The sequence below is a fragment of the Bacillus sp. LQ16 genome (genome assembly GCF_057784645.1).
Genome location: NZ_CM173491.1, coordinates 5,150,155 through 5,168,337 on the forward strand (window position 1 = coordinate 5,150,155; position 18,183 = coordinate 5,168,337).

At 34.3% G+C, this 18,183-nt stretch carries 19 protein-coding genes; all 19 read right to left on the minus strand.

The window, feature by feature from the left end; translation table 11 throughout:
- Positions 1-15 precede the first annotated feature (15 nt).
- Entirely contained in the window at positions 16-1,149 is a 1,134-nt protein-coding gene (locus AC3EMB_RS26155) for a glycosyltransferase family 1 protein (RefSeq protein ID WP_097877302.1), read from the minus strand.
- 25 nt (positions 1,150-1,174) lie between these two features.
- The gene (locus tag AC3EMB_RS26160; RefSeq protein ID WP_488517371.1) at positions 1,175-2,281 is read right to left on the minus strand and encodes a glycosyltransferase family 4 protein; all 1,107 of its coding nucleotides are present in this window, start codon (positions 2,279-2,281) and stop codon (positions 1,175-1,177) included.
- A complete protein-coding gene (locus AC3EMB_RS26165) occupies positions 2,253-2,900 on the minus strand; it encodes an acetyltransferase (RefSeq protein ID WP_488517372.1) in 648 nt (215 codons plus the stop codon). The genes AC3EMB_RS26160 and AC3EMB_RS26165 overlap by 29 nt, the downstream gene beginning before the upstream one ends.
- Positions 2,897-3,541: a sugar transferase gene (locus AC3EMB_RS26170; protein ID WP_097877297.1), complete on the minus strand. Its 645-nt coding sequence runs from the start codon at positions 3,539-3,541 to the stop codon at positions 2,897-2,899. Before AC3EMB_RS26170 ends, AC3EMB_RS26165 begins: the two co-directional genes overlap by 4 nt.
- A complete protein-coding gene (locus AC3EMB_RS26175; protein WP_406653904.1) occupies positions 3,541-4,656 on the minus strand; it encodes a DegT/DnrJ/EryC1/StrS family aminotransferase in 1,116 nt (371 codons plus the stop codon). Before AC3EMB_RS26175 ends, AC3EMB_RS26170 begins: the two co-directional genes overlap by 1 nt.
- Before the next feature lie 23 nt (positions 4,657-4,679).
- Positions 4,680-6,491, minus strand: a complete 1,812-nt coding sequence (locus tag AC3EMB_RS26180; RefSeq protein ID WP_488517373.1) for a polysaccharide biosynthesis protein — start codon at positions 6,489-6,491, stop codon at positions 4,680-4,682.
- 61 nt (positions 6,492-6,552) lie between these two features.
- Complete coding sequence (gene galU, locus AC3EMB_RS26185; RefSeq protein ID WP_097877291.1) at positions 6,553-7,434, minus strand: UTP--glucose-1-phosphate uridylyltransferase GalU; 882 nt, start codon at positions 7,432-7,434, stop codon at positions 6,553-6,555.
- A 243-nt stretch (positions 7,435-7,677) separates the two neighbouring features.
- Entirely contained in the window at positions 7,678-8,445 is a 768-nt protein-coding gene (locus AC3EMB_RS26190; protein WP_097877364.1) for a tyrosine-protein phosphatase, read from the minus strand.
- A gap of 112 nt (positions 8,446-8,557) precedes the next feature.
- The gene (locus tag AC3EMB_RS26195) at positions 8,558-9,259 is read right to left on the minus strand and encodes a CpsD/CapB family tyrosine-protein kinase (RefSeq protein ID WP_097877289.1); all 702 of its coding nucleotides are present in this window, start codon (positions 9,257-9,259) and stop codon (positions 8,558-8,560) included.
- A complete protein-coding gene (locus AC3EMB_RS26200; RefSeq protein ID WP_488517374.1) occupies positions 9,249-9,992 on the minus strand; it encodes a YveK family protein in 744 nt (247 codons plus the stop codon). The genes AC3EMB_RS26195 and AC3EMB_RS26200 overlap by 11 nt, the downstream gene beginning before the upstream one ends.
- A gap of 260 nt (positions 9,993-10,252) precedes the next feature.
- A complete protein-coding gene (locus AC3EMB_RS26205) occupies positions 10,253-10,930 on the minus strand; it encodes a CpsD/CapB family tyrosine-protein kinase (protein WP_488517375.1) in 678 nt (225 codons plus the stop codon).
- A gap of 345 nt (positions 10,931-11,275) precedes the next feature.
- Complete coding sequence (gene fabZ / locus AC3EMB_RS26210; protein ID WP_000931959.1) at positions 11,276-11,710, minus strand: 3-hydroxyacyl-ACP dehydratase FabZ; 435 nt, start codon at positions 11,708-11,710, stop codon at positions 11,276-11,278.
- Positions 11,711-12,138: 428 nt separating this feature from the next.
- Positions 12,139-13,140 (minus strand): rod shape-determining protein, encoded by a 1,002-nt coding sequence (gene mreB, locus AC3EMB_RS26215; protein ID WP_000457978.1) that lies wholly within the window; start codon positions 13,138-13,140, stop codon positions 12,139-12,141.
- Between the two features lie 160 nt (positions 13,141-13,300).
- Positions 13,301-13,573, minus strand: coding sequence for a sporulation transcriptional regulator SpoIIID (gene spoIIID, locus AC3EMB_RS26220; protein WP_000544012.1), 273 nt, complete (start codon positions 13,571-13,573; stop codon positions 13,301-13,303).
- 309 nt (positions 13,574-13,882) lie between these two features.
- Complete coding sequence (locus AC3EMB_RS26225; protein WP_000008903.1) at positions 13,883-14,017, minus strand: hypothetical protein; 135 nt, start codon at positions 14,015-14,017, stop codon at positions 13,883-13,885.
- A 287-nt stretch (positions 14,018-14,304) separates the two neighbouring features.
- Entirely contained in the window at positions 14,305-15,210 is a 906-nt protein-coding gene (spoIIQ, locus tag AC3EMB_RS26230; protein WP_001214922.1) for a stage II sporulation protein SpoIIQ, read from the minus strand.
- Between the two features lie 161 nt (positions 15,211-15,371).
- On the minus strand, positions 15,372-16,076 hold the full coding sequence (locus AC3EMB_RS26235; protein ID WP_053563321.1) for an ABC transporter permease: 705 nt from the start codon (positions 16,074-16,076) through the stop codon (positions 15,372-15,374).
- Positions 16,076-16,918: an ABC transporter ATP-binding protein gene (locus tag AC3EMB_RS26240; protein WP_053563320.1), complete on the minus strand. Its 843-nt coding sequence runs from the start codon at positions 16,916-16,918 to the stop codon at positions 16,076-16,078. The genes AC3EMB_RS26235 and AC3EMB_RS26240 overlap by 1 nt, the downstream gene beginning before the upstream one ends.
- Before the next feature lie 181 nt (positions 16,919-17,099).
- Complete coding sequence (locus AC3EMB_RS26245) at positions 17,100-18,107, minus strand: LytTR family transcriptional regulator DNA-binding domain-containing protein (RefSeq protein ID WP_488517376.1); 1,008 nt, start codon at positions 18,105-18,107, stop codon at positions 17,100-17,102.
- Positions 18,108-18,183: the final 76 nt, after the last annotated feature.

The window sequence follows — 18,183 nt, forward strand, 5'->3', positions numbered from 1 at the left end:
TTTCTATTCCCCAGTCTACATGTCATTATTGTGTCTATTAATGTAAAAGTCCTCTAAAAATACCGCCGTTTCTTTAATATCATATCCACTAATAGCTAAATCATTACTACGGTCAACACGTGAGTAAGAATTAGAAGCAGCACTTATCTTTTGTAGCCAACTGTCAATAGGCTCACTTAACCCTACAAATTCAACTAGATTTGTCACTTTGACTTCCTCAGTAACAGTATCTGAAACAATACATTTTAATCCGGTAGCCTGCGCTTCAATAAGGGTAACTGGTAATCCCTCGTATATTGAAGGGAAAACAAATACATCCCCCATTTTTAATAAGTCGGGGACATCATTTCTGATCCCTGTAAAAATCACACTTTCTTGTAAATTAAGTGCTTTCACTTTTTCCTCCAGCACCTTCTTTAATGGTCCCTCTCCAACTAATACTAATATAGAACTTTCGTCTACCTTATGATATTCCTTAAAAATATCAATCAAATAAGTTTGATTTTTTGGAACATCGAATCTACCTACGTGAATAATTACAAACTGATCCTTCAAATTAAATTCATTTCTATATTTAATACGTATATCCTCGTTGAATATATAATCTTGAGTCCTCACAGCATTATTAATAACTTCAAACCGATCCGAAGCTACTATTTTATCTCCGTAGCGATACTTTCCTGCAAGCTTTGAGCACCCAAAAAAATAATCCGCTATAAACCTTGTCGGATAAGAAAAAACAGGAAATAGTATTTCCTGTGGAGTTTTTATTTTTTTAGTTGTTTTTTTTGTACTATGGCTATGTGCAATTGTATACAATCCATATTCCTTTGCTATTTGCAAATAAATTGCAGCACAGCTACCGATATGTCCATGAATAACCTTATATTCTTTATGAATATTAAAAAATTTAATCCATTCCTTTCTATAACTTAGATAGTTATAGCCTTTAAAACGCGGAATATAATATATATTACCACCCAATTGTTTAATTTCATCATCAAATGCACAACTATTCGAGGTATGGACAACAAAATCAAACTGAACCTTAGTTTTATCAACTTGACGATACAGATTCATAATCATAGATTCTGCACCACCTCTGTTCATTGAGTTAAAAACTTGTAATATTCTAATTGGAGCCCCCATACTATTTCACCTTTCCATAATTGACTTACATAATACATTTATTACCTTTTTCAAATATTCTTTTAACTACAGTATCTACAACTATTTTCTTATCAAAAGTATCTGAAATGTGCTGGTAAGAAAACTTCCCCATATCTTTCTTCTCATTAAAATCTAATTCAATAAATCGGAGAATTTTCTCATATAAATCTAATGGGTCACTCACTTTAACTAAAAAACCACTCTGTTCATCGATAACAGCTTCCTTGCAACCTGATATATTTGTAGTAATAAGCGGTCTTCCCATGGCTCCAGCCTCTAATAATGTATTTGCCATGCCTTCATGATATGATGGGAGAATTAGACAACCAGATTTTTCAATAAATGGTCTCACATCTTCTTGAAACCCATGATATTCAATAGCCCCGTCTTGTTCCAATTTATCTATTAAGTTACTATAATCATCTTCAAAAGGTCCAACTATATCAAAAATAACATTATTATACTTACTTTTAATACGCTTTACAGCCTCAAATAATTCGTCCACACCTTTTTCTTTCATAACCCTACCAATGAATAAAAAATGAATTTTTTCACTAACTGGATATTCCTTAAACTGAAACTCGTCTAAATTTACACCAGCACCGTTTAACTTACAAGCAATTTCATCTTTCACAATATTATTATCTATAAAGATTTTCTTATTCTCTTCATTTTCAAAAAAAACTACCTTAGCCTTTTTACAAGCTATTTTATACAAACGAACTATAATTTTTTTTAAGAAGCCATCTTTTTGAAAGGCTGTTCCTACACCAGTAATATTTACGATATATGGAATCCTCATAATTCGAGATGCTATCCCACCATAGACATTTGGTTTAACTGTATATGTAATCACCTTATTTGGTTTAAGGCTCATTAATAATTTTATGTAATGCATTACGAGCTTTAAATCTGTAAAGGGATTTATTCCTCGTCTATCTACCTTGGTTTCAATAAATGTACATCCCATATCAATTAAGGGTTGTACGAAGGATCCGTTTGGTAGTGAAATGAATATTTTATTTCCTTGATCTATTAATTCTTGAATAAACTCTTTTCTAAATTTATATAAGCCAACATCATTATTGGCCAATATTAATATTTTTTCCATCCTCTACTCTCCTAGCCGGAATTCCTATGTAAGTTCCAGTTTCAGTTATGTTTTTGATTACTACAGCCCCTGCACCAACCTTACATTCGTTAATAATATTAATATTATTGATTACTACGCTCCCAATACCTAACCAAGTACCCGATCCAACCCTTACCGTACCAGCTAAATGCGCACCTGGCGATATATGAACATAGTCATCAATTTTATTGTCATGATCTATTGTAGAAGCAGTATTAATAATGCATCCTTTTCCAATTTTGGTACAACAGTTAATAACAGCACCTGCCATAACTACAGTTCCTGCTCCTAAATAAACTTGTTCTCCAATAATTGCACTTGGATGAATTAAGACTGGTATAATTGCTCCTAAATCCTCAAGTTCTTCCTGGACCTTTTTGCGTACAACATTATTCCCAATGCCAACAAAGATGTCATAATCCTCTATGTATTTCGAAACACTTGTGGATTTATCAATTATTTCTATCCCCATTGAAATTTTTACATTCTCACTATCATCAAGAAAAGCTATATATTCCCATTTTTTCATCCTTAATGCAATGTCAGCTATAACCTTTCCATGACCACCAGCACCTATTATAAGAAGTTTTGTGTTCATAACTCTACGCTTCCTTTACTATTCCCTTTAAATGGCTCCATAGTAGCTGCCGTTTGAGAATTAATCCCTTCTCTAATGAAGACCTTCTTAATAGTTAAGAGAATAATTTTCCAGTCCATAATAAAATCCATATTATCCACATACTCAATATCATAATTAAATTTCTCTTCCCAACTAATAGCATTACGGCCATTAACTTGTGCCAACCCTGATAATCCCGGTCTAACTTCATGACGTCTTTTTTGGTGCTCATTATATAAAGGTAAATATTGAACCAATAAAGGTCTAGGTCCTATAATTGACATATCACCTTTAAAAATATTAAACAGCCCCGGTAATTCATCAAGTGATGTCGAACGTAAAAATTTACCGAACTTAGTAAGCCTTACGCTATCAGGTAGTAGCTCACCATTTTCATTTTTTTCATCTGTCATTGTTCTAAATTTATACATTTTAAAAATAGTTCCATTTAATCCCGGTCTCTCTTGTTTAAATAATACTGGACTACCCAATCTTGTTTTTACAAGAAAAGCCACTATAAGGAATACTGGACTAAGCATTATAATAGCAATTAAAGACAGTATAAAATCCATCGGCCTTTTTATAAACCTACCATAGATGCCAACTTTAGAACTCCTCATTATGCTATCCACAACCCTTTAATAATTTTCACAACTTTTTCTAGATCTGCTTCTGTCATCTTCGTATCGCTTGGTAAACATATACCATTCTCAAAAAGTTTTTCTGATACATCTGTACCAACAAAATCATATTTCTCAAAGAACGGTTGCATATGCATTGGCTTCCAAACCGGTCTAGATTCAATATTTTCTTTTTCAAGGGCTTCCATCACATCTATTGGACGGATCTTACCGTTTAGTGTCATAGAACTTAGCCAATAGTTTGGTTCATTCCAATCATTACTAGGCATAAATTCAATTCCTTCAAGATTTCCTAGTTCTCTCTTATAAAAATCAAATATGTATCTTTTCTTTTGAACCCTTTGATCTAATACTTTAAGTTGCCCTCTACCAATTCCAGCAACTACATTACTCATACGATAGTTAAATCCTAATTCACTGTGTTGATAATGTCTTGCCTGGTCTCTACTTTGAGTAGCCCAAAACCTTACCTTTGAAACTCTTTCTTCATCATTAGAAACAAGCATACCGCCACCAGAAGTAGTAATGATTTTATTACCATTAAAAGAAAAAATACCATACTCTCCAAAACTACCTGTATGTTTACCTTTATAATAAGTTCCCAAAGATTCAGCAGCATCTTCAATTAAAGTAACATCGTATTTTTTACAAAGTTCAACAATCTTATCCATATCCGCAGACAGACCATAAAGGTGAACTACGATAACCGCCTTTACATTTGGATACTTTTTAAAAGCCTCTTCTAATGCTTTAGGACACATATTCCAAGTTTCATAATCGCTATCTATGAAAACAGGAATAGCATTTTGATAAATGATTGGATTTGCTGTAGCTGAGAATGTAAGTGTTTGACAAAAAACAACATCACCTTCTCCTACTCCAGCCGCTTTTAATGCCATATGAATTGCAGCTGTTCCAGAAGATAGTGCCGCCGCTGCATTAGATCCTACTTTCATAGCTAATTCTCTTTCAAATCCATTTACATTTTCCCCAAGTGGTGCAATCCAATTTGTATCGAAAGCTTCCTTCACATAATGCATTTCATAACCTTCATCACTCATATGTGGTGATGAAAGAAATATTCTGTCTCCCATTTTTAAAACTTCCTTCCCTTGAATTAATTTTTAAGATTTACTTTATTATTTGCAATATCTAATAGTCGTTCTCTTATTTCTTCTTTACTAATTCCTTCAAAGTCATTCATAAACTGCCTTAAAATCCCTTGATCAATTAAAACAGCCTTTCCTATATGAATTTTAGGGAAAATTTGTTCTGGATGAATTTCACCTTCATTTAATAACTCTTCATACATTTTTTCACCTGGTCTTAATCCCGTAAATTCAATTCCGATTTCTTCAATAGAAAAACCTGAAAGGGTAATTAAATTTTTAGCTAAATCTACAATCTTTACTGGAGCTCCCATATCTAGCACGAACAATTCTCCGCCCCTAGCCAGTGTGCCTGCCTGAATAACTAATCTTGAAGCTTCTGGTATTGTCATAAAGTAACGAATCATATCAGGGTGAGTAACAGTTACAGGTCCACCTTTTTGAATTTGTTTCTTAAATAGAGGAATTACACTTCCCCTACTTCCAAGAACATTACCAAATCTAACCGCAACAAAACGTGTACCAGTACTAACCGATGCCATATGTTGCACAATCATTTCTGCAAATCGTTTTGTAGCCCCCATTACATTTGTCGGATTTACAGCTTTATCTGTAGAAACCATTACAAACGTATTCACTTTAAACGTATCTGCCGCTTCAGCTACATTTTTCGTACCAAAAATATTATTTTTAACAGCTTCTTCTGGATTACGCTCCATTAAAGGAACATGCTTATGTGCAGCTGCATGATACACAATATACGGTTGATGCTTTTTCATTATTTCAAAGATTTTATGACGATCTTGAATATCAGCGATTTCTGTTGTAATTTCAACTGTATCTTTATATGTAACTCTCATTTCCATTTCGATATTATAAATGCTGTTTTCACCATGTCCTAAAAGAACAATTTTAGCTGGTTTATATTTCATCACTTGACGACATATTTCTGATCCAATTGATCCACCAGCACCTGTTACTAAAATTGTTTTACCTGTAATCTTCTCTCCAATTCCTGCATCATCTAACTTTATTGGTTCTCTACCTAATAAATCTTCTACTTGTACATCACGGAATTCATTAACAGAGAGTTTTCCATCTAAAAGATCTTCAAGCATCGGTACAATTTGTGTTTTCGCCTTCGTTTTTCTACACTTCTCAAAAATCTCATTTATTTGACCTCTATTTAATGAAGGAATTGCGATAATAATATGTTCTATATCATTATCTTCTACAATTTCTTGAATGTGATTTGTTGTACCAACAACCGGCACATTATAAATTTCTAATTTTTGTTTGTTCCTATCATCATCGACAAACGCAATTGGATATAAATCTGCTTCTTTATTATGTTGTAATTGACGCACTACCATTGTTCCTGCTGAACCAGCACCAATAATTAATGTTCGTTTTTTATCAGTAGCTTTAGTAATATACGTATCACGAAACATACGCCATACGAAGCGAGATCCACCAATTAATAATAAGTGTAGCATCCATGCAATTGCTAAAATCCGAACATAAATATCATGATTTATAATTTGTTGAACAATTGCCGTTACTAAAATTGAGAGCGTGATCGCCTTAAATATTTGTTTTAATTCACCAATACTTGCATATTCCCATGCCTTATTATAAAGCTTATACATAGCAGCAAAAACATGATGACTACACAATAATGTAATAGAACTAATAACTACTGTCATAGGAATTTTGTTTAATACATTTGGATGTATGAACCAATAACTTAAATACACAGCAGTTAATACGATAAATGAATCTAATAAAATTAATAATGAGAGCCGTTTTCGATAACTCAATATACCTGTTCCCTTCTTTATATAATTCTTATCTTATGCATAATAAAAAAGGTACATTCTCTTATGAATGTACCTCTTCCTTTTTTACAAGTTCTTTCATATATTTCATTAACTCTACATTTAATTCTTCATTTTGTAGCGCCATCTCAATCGTCGTCTTAATAAACCCAAACTTCTCCCCAACATCGTAACGTGTACCCTCAAAGTCATAAGCAAATACACGTTGAACTTCATTTAATCGTTGAATTGCATCTGTCAATTGGATTTCCCCACCAGCACCTGTTTGTTGATCTTCAAGGAGCATAAAGATTTCTGGTGTTAATACGTAACGCCCCATAATTGCTAAATTTGATGGTGCCGTACCTTCTGCTGGTTTTTCAACAAATTGACGCACTTGATAACGACGATCGCTTTGTTCAATCGGATCGATAATACCGTAACGATGTGTTTCATTTTCTGGTACTGTTTGTACGCCAATAACAGATGATTGCGTTCCTTCATATTGATCCATTAATTGACGTAGACATGGTGTTTCAGCTTGTACAATATCATCACCAAGTAATACTGCAAATGGTTCATTTCCAATAAACTTACGTGCACACCATACTGCGTGTCCTAAACCTTTTGGTTCTTTTTGTCTTATGTAATGAATATTAATTTTCGAAGAAGCTTGTACTTTTTCAAGCATCTCATACTTCCCTTTTTCTAAAAGGCTTTGTTCTAATTCGAAAGAGTGATCAAAATGATCTTCAATAGCACGTTTACCTTTTCCAGTAACAATAATAATATCTTCAATTCCTGATTCTATCGCTTCTTCTACTATGTATTGAATTGTTGGTTTATCAACAATTGGTAACATTTCTTTCGGCATTGCCTTTGTTACCGGTAAAAACCTTGTCCCCAGTCCCGCAGCTGGAATAATTGCTTTTCTTACTTTTTTCAAATCTAGTCCCCCAAACATATTATTATATCCATATGTAACAATAACAAAAACCCTATCTATGGAGTCATAGTTATAACTCCATAGGTAGAGTTTCTACCATAAATAATTTATGGGCATCTAACCCATCCTCACGTCATACTCCCGACGACAAGCGTCTAAGGTAGGTTCGAAATAAAAATTTCTACCCACAGCACGACCGAGTGCCCCCGTTGATAACGGTTAGGAGACATCACCAATCCTTATTTAAAAAATACCAAACAATTTTTTACGACGAATTTGTTCTGGATCTTCTTTATAAATTGCTTTACCGCTAATTAATAAGTACGGATTCTCTTTTAAATCACTCATAACACTCGTTCCAAATTCTTTCTCAATTAGTTCATAGCTTTCCGCTAAATGAAATCCTCTTGATGTCGTGTTATGTGCATCTGATGCGATCATATGTGTTAAATTATGTTCCACAAGCTGTAATGAGAATTTTTTAATCTTTTTACCAAATTTCCCAAGCAAACTACCTGCTGTTACTTGTGTTAATGCACCTTTATTTACAATGTTATATAACTTATCTGGCCGCTCGATTAACTCGGCATTACGTTCTGGGTGAACAATAATTGGAATCATTCCCTTTACACGTAATTCGTATAATAATTGTTCGGCATAACGTGGTACGTGATTCGATGGAAATTCAATGAATATATATTTATTTGTTTCATTTAAAGTAACGATTTTACCAGCTTCATAGTCTTCTAATAAATCACCATATAATCTGACTTCTTGCCCAGGTAAAATGGTAAGTGGAATATTATGTTGTTGTAGTTCATTATTTAGTTGTTTTACATGATGAATAATTGAGGTACGTTCATTTACATATTTTCCATTTTGATGGTGCGGCGTTGCGACAATTGTATGTATTCCTTCTGACACTGCTTGCTGTGCCATCGCTAAACTATCGGTGACTGTCTGTGCACCATCATCGATACCAGGTAAAATGTGACAATGTAAATCTATCATTTGTTTCATCCTCCCTCTCTCCTATAAAGATCTTTTTTCCCTTGAATATGAGATATCGCTCATATTCAAGGGAAAAAAGGAGATATGTTTCTACCATATCTCACTCTTTTAATTAGTTTGCACCGTAATAATAATATAAGCCTTCTTCACGTTCACGATCGTTCAGAACAACGCCCAACAATTTACCTTTAGCCGATTCTAACAATCCTTTTGCTTTTACTGCTGTTTCTTTTTCTGTTGATTCACTACGAACAACAAGAATAGAAGCATCACATACATTTGCCATAATTTGCGCGTCGGTAACAGCTAAAATTGGTGGCATATCAAAAATAACTAGATCGTACATGCTGTATGCTTGTCCAAGAAGTTCTTTCATTGATTTTGAACCTAACAATTCAGCTGGGTTTGGGGGGATTGGACCACAAGCTAAAAAGTGTAGATTATCAACTAGTGTTGTTTGCACACATTTCTCTAAACGTTCACTATTTGTTAATACATTCGTTAGTCCAAAAATATTGTCTACTTGGAACATTTGATGCATTGCTGGTTTACGCATATCTGCATCAATTAATAATACTTTTTTTCCTTGTTGAGCAAACACAACAGCCATATTCGCTGTCGTTGTCGTTTTCCCTTCACTTGGGTTTGCAGACGTGACCATTAATGAATGTAAATTCGTATCAATAGCTGCAAATTCAATATTCGTTCGAATATTACGATATTGTTCTGAAATTGGTGATTTCGGCTGTTGATGAGCAATTAATTGACGACGTTGACGATGATTCTTTTTCTTTTTAAATAAATTAAGAGCCAATTGTTTGTCCCCTCACTTTTCTTGATGATGGAGCGTGTGATTTCACGTTCATTGTTTCTTCATCCATACGAGCTACAATTCCTAATACTGGTAAGCCAAGTAAGTTTTCCACATCTTCTTCTTTTTTCACTGTGTTATCTAAGTACTCTAGTAAGAATGCAAGACCAACTGAAGCCATTAAACCAACAAAGAAAGCAATTGCCACATTTAACATTGGACGTGGTTTAATTGGAGATTGATTTTCTGCAACTTCTGCTTTAGATAGCACTGTTACGTTATCAACGTTCATAATTTTTGCAACTTCACCTTTAAATACATCTGCAGTTGCATTCGCAATATCACGAGCTAGTTTTGGATCTTTATCCTCAGCTGTTACAGAGATTACTTGTGAATCCTTTTCATTCGCAACATTAATCTTTCCTGTTAGCGCTTGAGATGTCATATTTAAATTTAATTTTTCATTCACTTGTTCTAAGATTACTGGACTTTTAATAATAACCTTATATGTATTCGTTAATTGAATATTCGTTTGAATTTCACCAGCTTGGAACATTGCACCCTCTTGTTTCTTCTGGTTAACAAGAATTTGCGTCGAAGATTGATAGATTGGTGTCATGAAGAAAAAGCTAATGATAGCACTTACAATAGCTGCACCAAAGGCGATTACGAGGATCATTGCTAAACGTTTTTTTAAGATATGAAATAACTCTTTTAAACTAATTGTTTCTTCCATAGGTTCCTCCAACTTTCTAAAATTTACACATAGGAAAAATTATAACATATAAATCTTACATTTTTTATTTTTAATAATTCAGTTCTGTATTTGTTCACAAGAAACAAGTTTAATCTTACAAAATAATCTTAAATATGACAACACATTCCAATCATTTTCCAAAATTTTTATCTTATCACGTTTTTCATACTGTGTAACTTGATAAAGAATTTTCAGAAAACAATAAAAAGCTAACAAAATTTTTGTTAGCTTTTTATATTTTAGTAATAACCATATTGTTCTTTTTCTTCTCTTTTATCATTTAAAACGACACCTAGTATTTTGCCTGATGCTTTATCTAATATTTGTTTCGCTTTTACGATTTTATCTTTTTCCGTCTTTTCACTTCGTACAACGAGTACGATTCCATCACATTTATTCGCAAGTATTTGTGCATCTGTAACCGCAAGGACAGGTGGTGTGTCAATTAATATAATATCAAACATGCTATATGCTTCTATTAATGCCTCGTCCATTGCCTGGCTCCCTAATAGTTCTGCTGGGTTTGGCGGGATTGGACCTGCTGCCATTAAATATACGTTCTCTATATCTGTTTTTTGAATGCATTGCATAAGTTTTGCTTGTCCTGATAATAAGTTCGTTAACCCATTTGAACTATGAATGGCAAATAAGTTTTGTATCGTCGGCTTACGCAAGTCAGCTCCAATTAATAAGACTTTCTTTCCTTGTTGTCCGAAAACAACTGCTAAGTTTGCGATTGTTGTTGTTTTCCCATCACCTGGATCGGCTGAAGTAACAATAATAGAACGAACATGATTATCTACAGATGTAAACTCAATGTTTGTACGAATGTTACGGTATTGTTCTGTAATACGCGATTTAGGCTCTTTATGTGTAATTAATTGTCGTAATGGTTTTCTTTTCTTTCTCCCGAACATATTCATAATCTCCTTTTGTGAAATGCGACATTTCCCTTTTCTCTCTCTTATGCTCGATTTCATACGTCTAATTAATATTCTTGCTGATTTCCCCACATTTCATCATAATCAATAACATTCTACTTTGTCTTATTTAAGTACCTTAACAATATGACAATGCCCTTATTTCTTTATTACCTTTATCACTTATCCTGTTTTCTAGATAAATAATAAAGTAAGTATATGGTAATTGCCATCTATTTACAAGTTATTTTCTGATTAGTTTGTATATTATCGTTTCATCGTTATATAGCAGAAATTAAAAAAATCTCCTTGTCTTTTTACAAGGAGATTTTTTAGTACTATCTATTCTTTTTTATCACCAATCGCAAATGTAATTTCTGCCTCACATGCAACTTCACCATCTACTGTTGCGATTGCTTTTCCTTTTCCAATCGGGCCGCGTACGCGTGTCATTTCTACTTCTAGACGAAGCTGATCACCTGGGCGTACTTGTTTTTTGAAACGGCAATTGTCGATACCTGCAAAGAAAGCAAGTCTTCCGCGGTTTTCTTCTTTCTTTAATACTGCAACTGCTCCGACTTGTGCTAATGCTTCTACAATAAGTACACCAGGCATAACTGCATAGTCAGGGAAGTGTCCGTTAAAGAATTCTTCGTTTGCGGATACATTTTTAATCCCAACCGCTCTTTTACCTTCATCTACTTCTAATATTTTATCAACAAGTAAAAATGGATAGCGGTGAGGAATGATTTCTTTAATTTGTTCTATATTTAGCATGTAACAATCGCCCCTTTTGTAATATTGGTCTTACCACTTGGACATATTGCTATTATCCCATTTTGTTTATTGTTTGTCATTACAAAGTAACATTTTATATTTAGCACGACTTCCTAAAAAAAATGCACACACTCTATTCCATTAAAATAGTTGCACATTTTTGCAACTGACACGGAGGTGGAAAAGAGTGTATGCCCAAATTAGGGAAAGGCAATATGTATTGAAACATTATTTGCCTTAATGTCGTATTCGACTCATTATATTATAAACGTTTTCAATTAAGGAAATATTAAATTTAACCATATATATGAATATTTTACCTGTTTCCTTCATATTTCTCTATTTTCCTTCCATTTTCGCAAAAAAACAAAATAAAAAAATATAAAAACGAAAAAAAGAACTAAGGCATTAGCCTTAGTTCTTTCAAATTATCTCAAAGCACGCTTTGGTAATCTGTCGATATTCTCTAACATAATACCTGTACCAACCGCAACGCAGTGCATTGGGTTTTCAGCAATTAATACTGGTACTTTTAGTTCTTCTGCTAGAAGCATGTCGATACCGTGTAGTAAAGCTCCACCGCCTGTTAGAATAACACCGCGGTCGATGATATCTGCAGATAATTCTGGTGGTGTGCGCTCTAATACGCCTTTTGCAGCTTGTACAATAACAGCTGCATTTTCTTTTAATGCTTCTGTAATTTCTTCAGAGCATACTGTAATTGTACGTGGTAAGCCTGTTACCATGTCACGTCCGCGAATTTCAAGCTCTTCGCTACGTGCACCTGGGAATACTGTACCAACTTTAATTTTAATATCTTCTGAAGTACGTTCTCCGATTAATAGCTTATACTTACGTTTAATATAGTTTAAGATCTCCATATCAAACTTATCGCCAGCCATTTTGATAGAGGAAGAGGTAACAATATCACCCATAGATAGTACAGCGATATCTGTTGTACCTCCACCAATATCAACAACCATGTTACCGCTTGGTTGGAAGATTTCCATACCAGCACCAACTGCGGCTACTTTTGGTTCTTCTTCTAAAAATACTGTTTTACCACCTGAACGTTCAGCAGCTTCACGAATTGCTTTTTGTTCTACTGATGTAATATTTGTTGGACAACAAATTAAAATACGAGGTTTTGAAAAGAAGCTCTTTACGTCCAATTTGTTAATGAAATACTTTAACATTGCTTCTGTAATTTCGAAATCTGCGATTACACCATCTTTAAGTGGACGAATTGCTACAATATTACCAGGCGTACGTCCCACCATACTTCTCGCTTCTTCACCGACTGCTAATACTTTACCACTATTACGATCAATGGCCACAACAGATGGCTCATTTAATACAATACCCTTACCTTTAACATGAATTAATACGTTAGCCGTACCTAGGTCAATTCCGATATCTCGCGCAAACATTCCCGTTTTTTCCTCCTCGATATTCAAAATCAGGTTACACCCGAATTCTTTTCACCTAATTTCTGATTTTATCATAAATTTAACAGAAACGTAATATTCGCAAAAAGAATTCTTCTGAAAAATATTACCGAATGTGAACGGAATGTTTGCTACTGTAACATTATTGACGTACAGGCTTCTCTACATCTTCTTTTCTATACTTTTGTTTTGTTGCTTCTCCACCTCTTAAATGACGAATAGACTTATGATAATCAAGAATTTCTTTTACTTCATTTGCGAGCTCTGGATTAATCTCTGGTAGACGTTCTGTTAAATCTTTATGGACTGTACTCTTTGATACCCCAAATTCCTTTGCAATGACACGCACTGTCTTTCTTGTCTCCACGATATACTTACCAATCTTGATAGTTCTCTCTTTGATGTAATCGTGCACACCACTCGCCTCCCTAATTTGGATGTGAGAAGGGTGAAATGAGCCTCGCTGCATACGACTAAGAAGTAAGTGTGAGTGCTGTTTGTAAGCGTTAAACATTCTTGGATTTATAATGAAATGATTCACGATTTCTCACCTCAAACACTCTCTTTGCTTTGGTTTATACCATTGTATTGCCCGCACTACTGATATATGCTACATGTTCACTATTTTTGCGGACTAAGTTAAGAAAAATTACGTTTTTTTGTGAGAAATACGTTAAAACTGACTATTATGGCCAAAAAAAAATGACACCTTGTATAAAAGGCGTCATTCTTCTCGTTCCAATTCTTCTTCTAACAACTGATGGTGGGGAACCTCTTTCTTACCGGCAATATAATAATATAAAGTGAATAAAACAAACAATAAAATAATAGCAGTCGACAGAACGAACAAAAATGACACAGTATCCCCTCCCTTTTGTAATATATATTCGAGAATCTCGTCATTTTTCCTTGTTTTTACAACTTTTTTCTCGAAATTGAGTATTTTTATATAAAGTGAAACTTTAATCAGTGGGTGCCATTTCCCACTGATTATTAGTTGAACCAATCGGGCTTTTACGGGCAGTTGATCCCCGACCTAACTTCTTAGCTTTCACTGAATTTTGAAGTAGGGGTCTTACTGCCCGTTAATGCGGGATAAAAATAAAAAAATCAATTCTCTTGATGAGAACTGATTTTTTCACTTTCTTATTCTTGTGAAGAAGAATCGTTAGATGATTCTGTAGAACCGTTTGTTGATTTTTCTTCTTTCTTCGGTTCTTCTTTTTTGTCACTAGTTGAACCGCTTGTTGATTTCTCTTCTTTTTGAGACTTGTCTTCTGTTTTATTTTCTGGTTTCGTGCTCGTTGACTTCTCTTCTTTTTGAGATTTGTCATCAGCTTTTTTACCAGAAGCATTCGTAGCCTTTGCAGCACCTGCATCAGCTTTAATTTCTGTTACTGATTTATTTAAGTAACGTTCAGGGTTCACAGCCACATTGTCTTTACGTACTTCAAAGTGAACGTGAGAGCCTGCCTCTTTATTCATTGCACTTAGACCGGATGTTCCTAATACTTCACCTTGTGCAACTCTTGCACCTTTTTCTACTTTCACACTGCCTAAGCTTTGATAAGATACCGCTACACCATTTCCACTATCAACTGTTACAACATAACCAAGAAGTGAATCTTTTTCAGCTTTCGTTACTGTACCACTTAAAGCAGCGGCAACATTGAATTCTTTTCCATTCTTCGCAGCAATGTCAATTCCTTTGTTTGGGGAATATGTGTTGTTATAAAAGACAAGTGCTTTTTCTTGTTCCGCCTCAGTTGCTGCATCTTCATAGAATTTCTTTTGTACGACTACTTCCGCATTCGCGGCAGCTGGCATTTTCACTACTTCTGAAGATTTCGTTACTGGTACTGCTGGATCTTCCGATTGTGTATACGGTGTTGCTTGATCGTGGTTTGGAGTCTTCTTCGGATTAGCTCCTTGGAACCATAGCGCAACCATTAAGATTACCGCTGCACAAGCAATGTATAGTGCCGGAAACACCCATCTTTTTTGAAATAAATGTACTACCTTTTGCGACTTTTTATTATTTCTTCCTCGCATTCCATCATCACCTCAGCAATCATTTTGAACAATATTCACGTATCCTATACAACGTATAACTAATTACTTTTCGACAAAATTTGTAAAAATATGTATAAGAACTGTAAAATTTCCGAGGAAATGATAGAAAAAAGAAAAAACTGAGCGTTTCGGCTCAGTTTTTAGTCCATTTGTTTCTTCTTATATACGATTAAACACGCAATAAGCGCAATAATAAGCCACACTCCAACATTTAATACATGCCCACTAATACTACTAAACCCAGCTCCATCTACTAAGCTTTTGATTGCTTTTACAATATGAGATGTTGGAAGATACTCAATTAGTGTCTTAATTACTTTATTTTCAACCATCGGCTCAAATTGTACAGCTAAATACATCGTCATTAAAATAGGCATACCAATTAAAGATGTTTGTGGTACAGAAGATGCAAGTAATCCAATCATTGTTCCAAGCACGATAAACAAAATAGTTCCACATAAGAATACCAATCCTACCAATGGAAGATTAATATTTAACTGATCTAAAATGAATAAATTTGCAATACAAATGACCATCGTCAGACCCGATGTTAATAAACTCTTTCCAAGAAGAACTTCAACAGAAGATGCTGGGGATAACATCAACACACGCAGTGTATGTTTTTCTTTTTCTTCTGCAATTACCATAGATTGAACAAATCCTGCGACAAATAGGAAGGCCGTTATAGTAGTAATGCCTAACATTTCCTTTCCCACTCCAAATCTGCTAAACAAAAATGAAAGTATAATTGGTAAAAATGCCATTAACAACACTTGTGAATTTGTCTTAAAATCTTGTACTTCTTTTCTAAAAATAGCTGATACACGTCTCATTGAAAAAGTCATTATAATCCCCTCCCAGTAACTTCAATAAAGATATCACCTAGCGTTGGTTCGTGTGAATGAATGGATAGTAATTCTCCTTTGTTCATCCATTCTGAAATACGTTTTGCACCTAATTCATCTTTTTGCACTACTGCTTTTTGTTTATCTTTTAATACGACCTGTATTTGATCCTTAGCGTATTGTAAGCGTAGGTTCTCTGGCGTATCCAGCGCTACAATTTCTCCGCCACAAAGGAAGGCAATACGGTTACAAAGCGTTTCTGCTTCATCCATGTTGTGAGTCGTTAAGAAAATCGTCGTTCCTTCTTCATTTAAGTCTTTTAAGATTTTATGAATGTTTTGTACGTTTACTGGATCGAGTGCAGATGTTGGTTCGTCTAAGAAGAGGATATCTGGTTTATGAAGGATTGCTCTTGCTAGTGTGACGCGTTGCTTCATTCCCTTTGATAGTTTCTTTACTGGTGTTTTTTTATCATCTAATAAATTTACTTGTGTTAGTACTTCATCGATTCTTTCTTTTTTGCAATCGTATAAGTCACAAAATAATAGTAAGTTATCATAAATGCTAAGTCTTTCATATAAGCCGCTGTTATCTGTTAAAATACCAATTCGTTTGTAATCGATGCTACTTGGTCCTGTAATATCTTTCCCTAATACTCTTACCGTTCCAACACTATGAAGCAATTGAGAAGTTAAAATTTTTACTGTTGTCGTCTTACCAGATCCACTCGGTCCGAGGAATCCGAATATCTCTCCTTGCTTCACCTCAATATTTACATTTCGAAGTGCCGTTTTTCCACTGAAACTTTTCATTACATCTTTCATTTCAATTGCCAATGTCATTTCTTCATCCCCTTTGTTTTTCTTCTTTATAGATGAAAGTCACTTTAGCGCTTTTCGTTCGTTTGTTTCGCTTTTCTTGACTCAATCATATGAAAAACAAAGGGTTTACGCAGTAAAATACCGGTAAAAGGAGTATTTTTACCGGTGAATGAATCGCATGTTGAGCTTATTGGAGCACTTTTTATAGCCCAATCACGCCTTTTAATTCATCCATGCGTCCTTTTGAAAGCGGAATTGAACTTTTTCTTTCGTCATCCAAAATTAAACTGAAACTGTTACGAGTCCAAGTAATCACTTCTCGCACTCTTTGTAAATTCACAAGATACGAGCGATGACATCTAAAGAAACCAAAACCTGTTAATCTCGCTTCTAGTTCACTTAATGTTAATGCACATACAAAATCCCCTTCACGAACGTGAATATGTGTCACTCCGTTTTGTGTTTCAATGAAATGGATTTCCATCGGATCAAGTAAAATGATTTTATCGTTCACTTTCGCAGGTATTCTTTCTAACTTCATTTGCGGAATTATTTGAACGACCTTCTCTTCATCGACTTTTTCTGCTTCCTCTTGTTCAATTTCTACTTTTTTCACACCATCATTGTTTAGTATATATACATCTTCCGTTAACGAAAGGGCATCCGATAGGAAAGATGACGTAATAAAAATCGCCTTTCCTTGTTCTTTCATTTTCATGATTGCTTTTCGAATAATAACCGTACTCTCTATATCTACATTTTGCTCCGGTTCTTCCAAAATGACTAAATCCGGATTATGAATCATAATTCGTCCAATATGAAGACGGCGTTTCTCTGAAAATGATAATTTTTCTATTTTAACGTTTAGTTTATCTAGGAGACCAACAGACTGCACAACTTCTTCTATACTTATCTTTGATTCATAAAGCCCTAATAAAAATTTGAAGTATTCTTTCACCTTCAAACGATCATATGCCTCATCTTTCAAAAAACAAAAACCGATGCGGGAATAATTTTTCTTTCCAATTGCTTCCCCTTCAAACAGTACATTGCCAGTCGACGCCTCTTCTTCACCAATAATGATGCGGTGTAACACTTTAGCTGTATGATTATTGCATTGCAAAACAATACATTGTCCCTTCTCCACCTCTAGCTCAATTGCCGGTAACTGGTTCGCCTTCCCTAATTGTTTCAACTCTAGTAACGCCATTTCATTTCCCCCAAATGCCTTTTTATCCTATTATATCAAACAGTTAATGGAAAATTATGATATTTTAAACAGAAAA

What these genes read in the sequence shown, in the direction of transcription:
- AC3EMB_RS26155 (WP_097877302.1), bottom strand. Translation starts at nt 1,149, where the DNA reads ATGGGGGCTCCAATTAGAATATTACAAGTTTTTAACTCAATGAACAGA.
- spoIIQ (WP_001214922.1), bottom strand. Translation starts at nt 15,210, where the DNA reads ATGCGAGGAAGAAATAATAAAAAGTCGCAAAAGGTAGTACATTTATTT.
- AC3EMB_RS26190 (WP_097877364.1), bottom strand. Translation starts at nt 8,445, where the DNA reads ATGATAGATTTACATTGTCACATTTTACCTGGTATCGATGATGGTGCA.
- AC3EMB_RS26205 (WP_488517375.1), bottom strand. Translation starts at nt 10,930, where the DNA reads ATGTTCGGGAGAAAGAAAAGAAAACCATTACGACAATTAATTACACAT.
- AC3EMB_RS26175 (WP_406653904.1), bottom strand. Translation starts at nt 4,656, where the DNA reads ATGGGAGACAGAATATTTCTTTCATCACCACATATGAGTGATGAAGGT.
- mreB (WP_000457978.1), bottom strand. Translation starts at nt 13,140, where the DNA reads ATGTTTGCGCGAGATATCGGAATTGACCTAGGTACGGCTAACGTATTA.
- AC3EMB_RS26235 (WP_053563321.1), bottom strand. Translation starts at nt 16,076, where the DNA reads ATGACTTTTTCAATGAGACGTGTATCAGCTATTTTTAGAAAAGAAGTA.
- AC3EMB_RS26160 (WP_488517371.1), bottom strand. Translation starts at nt 2,281, where the DNA reads ATGGAAAAAATATTAATATTGGCCAATAATGATGTTGGCTTATATAAA.
- AC3EMB_RS26200 (WP_488517374.1), bottom strand. Translation starts at nt 9,992, where the DNA reads ATGGAAGAAACAATTAGTTTAAAAGAGTTATTTCATATCTTAAAAAAA.
- AC3EMB_RS26240 (WP_053563320.1), bottom strand. Translation starts at nt 16,918, where the DNA reads ATGACATTGGCAATTGAAATGAAAGATGTAATGAAAAGTTTCAGTGGA.
- AC3EMB_RS26165 (WP_488517372.1), bottom strand. Translation starts at nt 2,900, where the DNA reads ATGAACACAAAACTTCTTATAATAGGTGCTGGTGGTCATGGAAAGGTT.
- AC3EMB_RS26170 (WP_097877297.1), bottom strand. Translation starts at nt 3,541, where the DNA reads ATGAGGAGTTCTAAAGTTGGCATCTATGGTAGGTTTATAAAAAGGCCG.
- fabZ (WP_000931959.1), bottom strand. Translation starts at nt 11,710, where the DNA reads ATGCTAAATATAGAACAAATTAAAGAAATCATTCCTCACCGCTATCCA.
- AC3EMB_RS26245 (WP_488517376.1), bottom strand. Translation starts at nt 18,107, where the DNA reads ATGGCGTTACTAGAGTTGAAACAATTAGGGAAGGCGAACCAGTTACCG.